Here is a 9,765-nt window from a genome sequence, read left to right on the forward strand (position 1 = left end):
CTCGGAATTGTGATTTAACTCACCCTGAGTGTAATAAATTTAAACGTTAATCTGGATCGCATAATAACGCAGTAATAAAGCATTAGATAAACCATAAAATTACATTTCATTAACAGTTCGGGGTTATATAAAAACAATCAAACTTTTAATTAACATGAAAAAGAATTAATTGTCCTAAATCAAGTTTTGAATATAGCAATAATGTTCATATGAGCTTAAATTGTTCTAGATCAAACTACGGCGGGATGGGCAAATGGCCTGTTTGTTGACCTGTATCCAGAACTCAACGCTGGGTCACGTAAAATCCTATTTATTGTGTGGGATTAGAAGCGTACTATTACCGCGGTGTAATACTGGGTAGTTGATATTGTTATTTTTGTTGTGTTTTTTTGGGCATTCACTGCGGGGTAATTTCAGGGCTTCCAATTTAGTTAGCGGAGGCTCGGTTGCCGCAAGTCGGAGTCTTCCTGCGAGGAGCAAGGAGTCAAGATGTTTGATATTGTCGAACTGTCACGGTTACAGTTTGCCTTAACGGCAATGTACCATTTCTTATTTGTCCCACTAACGCTGGGTATGGCGTTTATGTTGGCAATTATGGAATCGGTTTATGTGCTGTCTGGTAAACAAATCTATAAAGATATGACCAAATTCTGGGGCAAGTTATTTGCTATTAACTTTGCTCTGGGGGTTGCTACTGGTTTGACTATGGAGTTCCAGTTCGGGACTAACTGGTCATATTTCTCACATTACGTCGGTGATATCTTCGGTGCCCCTCTGGCAATCGAAGGTTTGATGGCGTTCTTCCTGGAGTCTACTTTCGTCGGTCTGTTCTTCTTCGGATGGGATCGCCTGAGTAAACATCAGCATTTGGCTGTAACCTGGCTGGTTGCATTAGGCTCTAACTTCTCTGCGTTGTGGATCTTGGTTGCCAACGGTTGGATGCAAAACCCGATTGCATCTGATTTCAACTTTGAAACTATGCGTATGGAAATGCTGAGCTTCTCTGAACTGGTTCTCAACCCGGTTGCACAGGTGAAATTCGTTCACACTGTAGCGGCAGGGTATGTGACTGGCGCGATGTTTGTGCTGGGTATCAGCTCTTACTATCTGTTGAAAGGCCGTGATATTCCGTTTGCCAAGCGTTCCTTTGCCATTGCGGCGAGCTTTGGTTTGGCTGCCGTATTGTCGGTTATCGTGCTGGGTGATGAATCTGGTTACGAAATGGGCGATGTGCAGAAAACCAAATTGGCTGCAATTGAAGCTGAATGGGAAACCCAACCGCCTCCGGCAGCCTTTACGCTGTTTGCTATCCCGAATCAAGAAACCATGGAGAACCGATTTGCGGTTCAGATTCCATTTGCCTTGGGGATAATAGCGACCCGTTCATTGGATACACCGGTTATCGGCTTGCGTGATTTGATGTCTCAACATGAAGTCCGTATCCGTAATGGTATCCATGCTTACAGTCTGCTAGAAAAATTACGTTCGGGTAACACTGACCCTGCGGTGCGTGAAGCCTTTAGTAAGGCGAAACAAGATCTGGGCTACGGTCTGTTACTGAAGCGTTATACCCAAAACGTTACCGATGCGACTGAAGAACAAATTCAGTTGGCGGCTAAAGACTCAATCCCACGTGTTCTGCCACTGTATTTCGCTTTCCGCATCATGGTTGCCTGTGGTTTCCTGATGTTGCTGATTATCGGTCTGTCCTTCTATAACGTAGTTCGTGGCCGGATTGGTGAGAAAAAATGGTTACTGCGCGCAGCATTGTTTGGTATTCCGTTGCCGTGGATTGCAGTAGAAGCAGGTTGGTTTGTGGCGGAATATGGTCGTCAGCCATGGGCTATCGGTGAAGTGCTGCCGACAGCAATTGCAAACTCGTCAGTCACCGCTGGGGATATTCTATTCTCCATGGGGTTGATCTGTGGTCTGTACACGCTGTTCCTGGTGGCAGAAATGTACCTGATGTTCAAATTCGCGCGCCTTGGGCCAAGTAGCCTGAAAACCGGCCGCTATCATTTTGAACAGCCGACTGCCCCAGTGCAGGAAGCACGGTAAACAGGAGTCCACTTATGTTTGATTATGAAGTATTACGATTTATCTGGTGGCTGCTGATCGGTGTGCTGCTGATTGGGTTCGCAGTAACCGATGGTTTCGATATGGGTGTCGGTATCCTGCTGCGTATCATCGGTAAGAATGATACAGAACGTCGTATTATGATTAACTCGATTGCCCCTCACTGGGATGGTAATCAGGTTTGGTTGATCACTGCGGGTGGGGCGCTGTTTGCTGCCTGGCCAATGGTGTATGCAGCCGCATTCTCCGGCTTCTATATTGCGATGATTCTGGTATTGGCTGCGTTATTCTTCCGTCCGGTCGGTTTTGATTACCGTTCTAAGGTGGAAGATAACCGTTGGCGCAATATGTGGGACTGGGGCATTTTTGCTGGTAGCTTCGTGCCAGCGGTAGTCTTCGGTGTGGCATTCGGTAACTTGCTGCAAGGGGTACCGTTCCACATGGATAGCTACATGCGCCTGTTCTACACCGGTAACTTCTTCCAGTTGCTGAACCCGTTTGGGTTACTGGCGGGTGTTGTCAGCTTGACCATGCTGGTAACGCAAGGTGCTACTTACCTGCAAATGCGTACCCGTGGTGAGTTGCATCTGCGCTCCCGTACTGCGGCTCAGATCTCTGCGTTGGTGATGAGTGTGGCCTTCCTGTTGGCCGGTATCTGGTTAGTTAAAGGTATTGATGGCTTCGTTATAACTTCAGCTCTGGATACGGCGGCTGAATCTAACCCGATGCGCAAAGAAGTTGCACATCAGGCGGGTGCATGGTTGATTAACTTCAATAAGTACCCAAGCCTGTGGGCGCTGCCTGCTCTTGGGGTTATTCTGCCACTGTTCACCATTTTGCTGTCGCGCTTTGAAAAAGGGGCTTGGGCCTTCCTGTTCTCATCACTGACTATTGCCTGTGTGATTCTGACTGCCGGGGTAACTATGTTCCCATTCGTCATGCCGTCAAGCACAGTGCCGAATGTCAGTCTGACAATGTGGGATGCCACCTCTAGCCTGTTGACGCTGAAAGTGATGACCGTTGTTGCGATAATCTTTGTTCCTATCATCCTGCTGTACACCAGTTGGTGTTACTACAAGATGTTCGGGCGCATTGATAAAGACTTTATCGAAAACAATAAGCACTCACTGTACTAAGGAGCATAAAGCATGTGGTATTTTGCCTGGATTCTAGGGACACTTCTGGCCTGCTCCTTTGGTATCATTACTGCTCTGGCGCTGGAGCAGAGTGAAGCCAATGCAGCAGCGAAAGCCGCTAATAATGGCAATGATGATGTTGTCCGATAAGTTATACGATTTACTGGATAAGGGCCCGCTGCGGGCCCTTTCACTGGTGCTCGCCTTTGCTGTGGCATTCTGTGTGTTTTGGGACCCTTCGCGTTTTGCGGCGGCAACCAGTTCACTTGAGGTCTGGCAAGAGGTGTTTATCGTGTGGGCGGTTTGTACCGGTGTGATTCATGGGGTAGGTTTTCGCCCTAAGCGGATATGGTTGCGTGCTTTTTTCTCACCACTTCCCGCAATTGCTTGCTTGGCCGCGGGATTATTCTACTTTTTTGTCTAATCTGTACACGTTTCGCCTAATCTGAACACAATCTATCCTTATGGGCCATTCGGCCCATAATTATTTTCGTTCTATTCCCTCAAGTGATTCCAAAGCTTAGCGCTCTTCAGTATAGTGTGTCCGTTAACTGCATTACTGGGAAGTAGAGTGAGTAATACGTTGTTTCGATGGCCGGTACGTGTCTATTTTGAAGACACCGATGCTGGCGGCGTGGTATACCACGCACGCTACGTTGCCTTTTATGAAAGGGCGCGCACTGAAATGTTGCGCCAACGCAATTTTCACCAGCAGCAATTGCTCAGTGAGCATGTCGCTTTCGCTGTCCGCCGCATGACGGTAGAATACCTGGCACCGGCACGTCTTGATGATATGCTGGAAGTACAGAGTGAAATTACCGCAATGCGTGGGGCTTCTCTCACGTTTGCTCAACGAATTCTCGACACACATGGCAATCTTCTGAGTAGTGCAGAAGTATTGATCGCATGTATCGATCCACACCAAATGAAGCCAAGAGCGCTTCCTAAGTCTATTGTCGCGGAGTTTAAGTAGTGGCTGACATGAACATTCTGGATTTATTCCTGCAGGCAAGCCTATTCGTTAAGCTTATCATGCTGGTATTAATGGGCTTTTCTATTGCTTCATGGGCGATCATCATTCAACGAACGCGTATTCTGAATGCTGCCACCCGCGATGCAGAAGCCTTTGAAGATAAGTTTTGGTCCGGTATTGAGCTGTCTCGCTTGTATCAGGAAAGCCAGGCTCGTCGCGAGACTCTCGGGGGCTCCGAGCAGATCTTCCATTCTGGATTTAAAGAGTTTGCCCGTTTACATCGCGCAAACAGCCATGCACCAGAGGCGGTGATTGACGGTGCCTCCCGTGCGATGCGCATCTCAATGAACCGTGAATTAGAAGCTCTGGAAACTCATATTCCATTCCTCGGTACTGTTGGTTCCATCAGCCCGTATATTGGCCTGTTTGGTACAGTATGGGGGATTATGCATGCCTTTATTTCTCTGGGTGCAGTAAAGCAGGCGACGTTACAAATGGTCGCACCAGGTATTGCCGAAGCACTGATTGCTACCGCGATCGGTCTGTTCGCTGCGATCCCTGCTGTTATGGCCTATAACCGCCTGAACCAGCGCGTGAATAAACTTGAACAAAACTATGACAACTTCATGGAAGAGTTCATTGCTATTCTGCATCGTCAGGCTTTTGCCAGCGCCGAGAGCAAATAAGTAGGGGGTTGTATGGCGCGAGTACGTGGTCGTAAACGTCGCGAGCTTAAGTCTGAAATTAACATTGTTCCCTTACTGGACGTGTTGCTGGTGCTATTGCTGATCTTTATGGCGACCGCGCCGATCATTACGCAAAGCGTTGAGGTGGATCTGCCCGACGCGACGGACTCAAAAACCGTCTCAAGTGATGATAATCCACCAGTGATTGTGGAAGTGTCAGGGGTGGGGCAATACTCGTTGGTGGTAGATCACCAGCGGATGGAGCAACTGCCTTCAGAACAAGTTGTAGCAGAGGCTCAGGCCAGATTGAAATCGAATCCGAAAACCGTGTTCCTGATAGGTGGTGCTAAAGAGGTGCCTTATGATGAAATTATCAAGGCTCTGAATATGCTGCATCAGGCGGGTGTGACGTCGGTGGGCTTAATGACTCAACCGATATAAATTTGCGTTGATATTGGTTGGATTGAGAGTCACTCCAGCCAGTAGATACCTTGTTTTTAGCAGTTCCGTTTTTTAGCAATAGATGCGGACATCGAGTGTGGAAATCGAGCGTGGGTAAGGCAACCGAGCAAAATGATAAGCTGAATCGCGCCGTTATCGTGTCGGTGGTTCTGCACATCATATTGATTGCCCTGTTGATTTGGGGCTCTCTGACGCAGAAGACTGAAATGGGCGGCGGCGGTGCTGGCGGCGAAGTTATTGACGCTGTCATGGTCGATCCGGGCGCAGTAACAGAACAGTATAACCGTCAGCAGCAACAGCAGACTGACGCTAAACGCGCAGAACAACAGCGCCAGAAAAAAGCCGATCAGCAAGCAGAAGAATTGCAGCAAAAGCAGGCTGCTGAGCAACAACGGCTGAAAGAATTGGAAAAAGAGCGTCTGCAAGCGCAAGAAGATGCCAAGCAGGCGGCTGAAGAACAGAAAAAACAAGCCGCTGAGCAGCAAAAAGAGGCCGCTGAGCAACAGAAAGTTGCTGCTGCCGCTGCTGCAAAAGCGAAAGAAGAGCAGAAACAGGCAGAGGCCGCAGCCGCACAAGCAAAAGCAGAAGCTGATAAAATCGTGAAAGCACAAGCTGACGCGCAGAAAAAAGCAGAAGCCGAAGCTAAAAAAGAGGCGGCTGTAGCAGCAGCAGCGAAGAAACAAGCTGATGCTGAGGCGAAGAAAGCGGCTGATGCTGCCGAGAAAGCAGCAACTGCCGCCGCTGAGAAGAAAGCTGCGGCTGATGCTGAGAAAAAAGCGGCCGCAGAGGCTAAAAAAACCGCTGCTGCTGATGCCAAGAAAAAAGCGGCCGCAGAAGCGGCGGCAACAACCGATGTTGATGATTTATTTGGTGGTTTAGCTAACTCCAAAAATGCACCGAAAAGTGGGGCCGGCGCGGGCGCTGCTGCTGCGGGTAAAGGTGGTGGCAAGAAGAGCGGAGCATCAGCGGGTGATGTCAGCGGCTATTTGGGCCAGATCACTGCCGCGATCCAGAGTAAATTTTATGATGCAGATCTTTACAAAGGCCGTACCTGTGATCTGCGAATTAAATTAGCACCAGATGGTCTATTAATTGATGTTAAAGCAGAAGGGGGTGACCCGGCACTGTGCCAGGCTGCTATCGCTGCTGCAAAACAAGCGAAGATTCCTAAGCCTCCAAGCTCGGATGTTTATGAAGTGTTTAAGAATGCTCCGCTTGTATTTAAACCTCAATAAGGGTTGATTAACAGGGGTATAACTTTGTTGATCAACCGTGGATTATGTAGTTTTGTTTGCGTTGGTTTGTTAAAATTCTGCTAATTATCGCGGGCATCCCGCTCGGATAAGGGAGATAAGATGAAGCAGGCATTTCGAGTTGCGCTAGGCTTTTTAGTTTTGTGGGCTTCTGTGTTACATGCAGAAGTTCGAATTGAGATTACCCAAGGGGTAGACTCTGCTCGTCCAATTGGTGTTGTTCCGTTTAAATGGATGGGGCCGGGTACACCACCTGAAGAGATCGGTGCTATTGTTGGCGCAGATTTACGTAACAGTGGCAAATTTAACCCAATTGATGCGGCTCGCATGCCACAACAGCCTTCAACTGCGGCAGAAGTAACGCCAGCAGCCTGGACTGCGTTGGGTATTGATGCTGTTGTTGTTGGTCAGGTTCAACCGAGTGCTGATGGTAGCTATGTGGTTTCTTACCAGTTAGTCGATACTTCTGGTGCAGCCGGTAGCGTTTTAGCGCAAAATCAGTATAAAGTAACTAAACAATGGTTACGTTATTCAGCGCATACTGCCAGTGATGAAGTATTTGAAAAGCTGACAGGGATCAAAGGTGCTTTCCGTACCCGTATTGCTTATGTTGTGCAAACCAACGGCGGCAAATTCCCACACGAATTGCGGGTTTCTGATTACGACGGCTACAACCAGTTTGTCGTTCACCGTTCGCCACAACCTTTGATGTCACCAGCCTGGTCTTCAGATGGTAGCAAAATTGCTTATGTCACTTTCGAGAGTGGTAAGTCAGCACTGGTTATTCAGACGCTGGCTAATGGTGCAATCAGACAAGTGGCTTCATTCCCTCGTCATAACGGTGCGCCTTCTTTCTCACCGGACGGGACTAAATTGGCTTTCGCGTTATCTAAAAGCGGTAGTTTGAACTTGTATGTTATGGACTTAGGATCTGGTCAAATCAGCCAGGTTACTGATGGCCGTAGCAATAACACTGAACCAAGCTGGTTCCCGGATAGCCAGAATCTGGCCTATACCTCGGATCAGGGCGGTCGTCCACAAGTGTATAAAGTGAATATTAATGGTGGTGCACCACAGCGAATCACGTGGGAAGGTTCTCAGAACCAGAACGCAGATGTGAGTCCTGATGGTAAGTTCCTGGCATTGGTTAGTTCTAATGGTGGGGCACAACACATCGCCAAACAGGATCTAGAAACGGGAGCCGTTCAAGTATTAACGGACACGTTCCTGGATGAAACGCCTAGTATCGCGCCTAACGGCACCATGGTTATCTATAGCTCGACACAAGGGCTGGGAGCTGTGTTACAGCTGGTCTCGACTGATGGGCGTTTCAAAGCGCGTCTTCCGGCAACTGATGGACAGGTCAAATTTCCTGCCTGGTCGCCGTATCTGTGATGCATGTGTAAATACGTATGTATGGCAAACTATAAAAGGATCAAAGAGATGCAACTGAACAAAGTGCTAAAAGGGCTAATGTTGGCTTTGCCAGTTCTGGCAATCGCTGCGTGTAGTTCTAACAAAAGCGCAAATAATGACCAATCTGGCATGGGCGCTGGCACTGGTACAGAAAATGGCAGCAACTTGTCTTCAGAAGAGCAAGCTCGTCTTCAGATGCAAGAACTGCAAAAGAACAATATCGTTTACTTCGGTTTCGATAAATACGATATCGGTTCTGACTTCGCTCAAATGCTGGATGCACATGCTGCATTCCTGCGTAGCAACCCATCTTACAAAGTTGTTGTTGAAGGCCACGCGGATGAACGCGGTACGCCAGAATACAACATCGCGTTGGGCGAGCGTCGTGCAAATGCTGTGAAAATGTATCTGCAAGGTAAAGGCGTTTCGGCTGACCAGATCTCTATCGTTTCTTACGGTAAAGAGAAACCAGCAGTACTGGGCCATGACGAAGCAGCGTTCGCTAAAAACCGTCGTGCAGTTCTGGTTTACTAAGAGAATCGCATGAACAGTAACTTCAGACGTCACTTAGTGGGTCTGTCGTTACTGGTTGGCGTAGCGGTCCCATGGGCCGCTACTGCCCAAGCGCCAATCAGTAATGTCGGCTCCGGCTCGGTAGAAGATCGGGTCACTCAACTTGAGCGTATTTCCAACGCTCACAGCCAACTATTAACTCAACTTCAGCAACAGCTATCCGATTCGCAACGCGATGTAGATAGTTTACGCGGTCAGATCCAAGAAAATCAGTACCAGCTCAATCAAATTGTTGAGCGGCAAAAACAGATCTACCAGCAGATGGAGAGTCTGAGCGGTGGTCAGGGGGCGCAGGGTTCAGCTTCTGCGGCTACTGGTGCTGCGACAGATAATTCTGCGGCTGGAAGTTCCGATACTGCTGCCGCAGCGGCACCTGCAGCAAGTACTGGTGATGAAAACAGCGATTATAATGCAGCCGTTTCTTTGGCTCTTGAGAAAAAGCAATTTGATCAAGCGATCACTGCTTTCCAAGGTTTTGTGAAACAGTATCCAAAGTCGACTTACCAGCCTAATGCCAACTATTGGTTAGGGCAGTTGTATTACAACAAAGGTAAGAAAGACGACGCTGCATATTATTATGCTGTTGTAGTAAAAAATTATCCAAAGTCTCCAAAAAGTTCAGAAGCGATGTTTAAAGTTGGGGTGATCATGCAGGATAAAGGCCAAAGCGATAAAGCGAAGGCGGTTTATCAACAAGTGATCAAGCAATATCCTAATACTGATGCTGCTAAACAGGCACAGAAACGTTTATCTGCTCTTTAGCCATTTTCGAGTCCAGGAATTGGTCATATTGACTAATTTCTGGACTTTGGCGAGTGAAGAACAAGCAGTTAAACGCTTCAACAGAAATTTAAGTTGCACTGTGAAGAGAAATTAGTAATATATGCCGCCGTTGCCAAGACAACTTGTAAAACGTTAAAGCAGCAGGAAATTATAGTAAGCAGTACACATAATGGGTCGTTAGCTCAGTTGGTAGAGCAGTTGACTTTTAATCAATTGGTTAAAGGTTCGAGCCGAGCGAAGCGAGACAGCAGCGCGTAGCGTTGACCCGAAGGGCGAGTCCGCAGGACGAGTAATCCCGCACGACAGGCGCCGAATTGTCATCAGCAGCACACATAATGGGTCGTTAGCTCAGTTGGTAGAGCAGTTGACTTTTAATCAATTGGTCGCAGGTTCGAATCCCGCACGAC

Annotated in this window: 11 protein-coding genes and 1 other RNA gene; all 12 read left to right on the forward strand. The window is 48.0% G+C overall.

Annotation, left to right across the window (positions count from 1 at the left end):
* Positions 1–489: 489 nt before the first annotated feature.
* The 12 genes from cydA (at position 490) to V1952_RS16820 (ending at position 9,668) form a co-directional block, all read left to right on the forward strand.
* Positions 490–2,058: a cytochrome ubiquinol oxidase subunit I gene (gene cydA, locus V1952_RS16765; protein WP_372558364.1), complete on the forward strand. Its 1,569-nt coding sequence runs from the start codon at positions 490–492 to the stop codon at positions 2,056–2,058.
* A 14-nt stretch (positions 2,059–2,072) separates the two neighbouring features.
* Positions 2,073–3,212 carry a cytochrome d ubiquinol oxidase subunit II gene (gene cydB / locus V1952_RS16770; protein WP_083159589.1) on the forward strand — a complete coding sequence of 380 codons (1,140 nt, stop codon included), beginning with the start codon at positions 2,073–2,075 and terminating at the stop codon, positions 3,210–3,212.
* A gap of 12 nt (positions 3,213–3,224) precedes the next feature.
* Positions 3,225–3,362, forward strand: coding sequence for a cytochrome bd-I oxidase subunit CydX (cydX, locus tag V1952_RS16775; RefSeq protein WP_004712290.1), 138 nt, complete (start codon positions 3,225–3,227; stop codon positions 3,360–3,362).
* On the forward strand, positions 3,349–3,636 hold the full coding sequence (gene ybgE, locus V1952_RS16780; protein ID WP_420075156.1) for a cyd operon protein YbgE: 288 nt from the start codon (positions 3,349–3,351) through the stop codon (positions 3,634–3,636). The genes cydX and ybgE overlap by 14 nt, the downstream gene beginning before the upstream one ends.
* 147 nt (positions 3,637–3,783) lie before the next feature.
* A complete protein-coding gene (gene ybgC, locus V1952_RS16785) occupies positions 3,784–4,185 on the forward strand; it encodes a tol-pal system-associated acyl-CoA thioesterase (protein ID WP_032907060.1) in 402 nt (133 codons plus the stop codon).
* Positions 4,185–4,871 (forward strand): Tol-Pal system protein TolQ, encoded by a 687-nt coding sequence (tolQ, locus tag V1952_RS16790; protein WP_005188971.1) that lies wholly within the window; start codon positions 4,185–4,187, stop codon positions 4,869–4,871. Before ybgC ends, tolQ begins: the two co-directional genes overlap by 1 nt.
* 12 nt (positions 4,872–4,883) lie before the next feature.
* On the forward strand, positions 4,884–5,312 hold the full coding sequence (gene tolR / locus V1952_RS16795) for a colicin uptake protein TolR (RefSeq protein ID WP_083159585.1): 429 nt from the start codon (positions 4,884–4,886) through the stop codon (positions 5,310–5,312).
* A gap of 110 nt (positions 5,313–5,422) precedes the next feature.
* Positions 5,423–6,568, forward strand: coding sequence for a cell envelope integrity protein TolA (gene tolA, locus V1952_RS16800; RefSeq protein ID WP_193784696.1), 1,146 nt, complete (start codon positions 5,423–5,425; stop codon positions 6,566–6,568).
* 120 nt (positions 6,569–6,688) lie between these two features.
* Positions 6,689–7,981, forward strand: coding sequence for a Tol-Pal system beta propeller repeat protein TolB (gene tolB / locus V1952_RS16805; protein WP_372558366.1), 1,293 nt, complete (start codon positions 6,689–6,691; stop codon positions 7,979–7,981).
* Positions 7,982–8,029: 48 nt separating this feature from the next.
* Positions 8,030–8,536 (forward strand): peptidoglycan-associated lipoprotein Pal, encoded by a 507-nt coding sequence (gene pal / locus V1952_RS16810; RefSeq protein WP_004393299.1) that lies wholly within the window; start codon positions 8,030–8,032, stop codon positions 8,534–8,536.
* Between the two features lie 9 nt (positions 8,537–8,545).
* Positions 8,546–9,337 (forward strand): cell division protein CpoB, encoded by a 792-nt coding sequence (gene cpoB, locus V1952_RS16815; protein WP_420075155.1) that lies wholly within the window; start codon positions 8,546–8,548, stop codon positions 9,335–9,337.
* 199 nt (positions 9,338–9,536) lie between these two features.
* A non-coding RNA gene (locus tag V1952_RS16820) (RtT sRNA) lies at positions 9,537–9,668 on the forward strand.
* Positions 9,669–9,765: the final 97 nt, after the last annotated feature.

Origin of the sequence: Yersinia sp. 2542 StPb PI, from assembly GCF_048593855.1 — a bacterium.
Lineage (GTDB): Bacteria > Pseudomonadota > Gammaproteobacteria > Enterobacterales > Enterobacteriaceae > Yersinia > Yersinia enterocolitica_E.

What these genes read in the sequence shown, in the direction of transcription:
- cydA (WP_372558364.1), top strand. Translation starts at nt 490, where the DNA reads ATGTTTGATATTGTCGAACTGTCACGGTTACAGTTTGCCTTAACGGCA.
- cydB (WP_083159589.1), top strand. Translation starts at nt 2,073, where the DNA reads ATGTTTGATTATGAAGTATTACGATTTATCTGGTGGCTGCTGATCGGT.
- cydX (WP_004712290.1), top strand. Translation starts at nt 3,225, where the DNA reads ATGTGGTATTTTGCCTGGATTCTAGGGACACTTCTGGCCTGCTCCTTT.
- ybgE (WP_420075156.1), top strand. Translation starts at nt 3,349, where the DNA reads ATGTTGTCCGATAAGTTATACGATTTACTGGATAAGGGCCCGCTGCGG.
- tolR (WP_083159585.1), top strand. Translation starts at nt 4,884, where the DNA reads ATGGCGCGAGTACGTGGTCGTAAACGTCGCGAGCTTAAGTCTGAAATT.
- tolB (WP_372558366.1), top strand. Translation starts at nt 6,689, where the DNA reads ATGAAGCAGGCATTTCGAGTTGCGCTAGGCTTTTTAGTTTTGTGGGCT.
- pal (WP_004393299.1), top strand. Translation starts at nt 8,030, where the DNA reads ATGCAACTGAACAAAGTGCTAAAAGGGCTAATGTTGGCTTTGCCAGTT.
- cpoB (WP_420075155.1), top strand. Translation starts at nt 8,546, where the DNA reads ATGAACAGTAACTTCAGACGTCACTTAGTGGGTCTGTCGTTACTGGTT.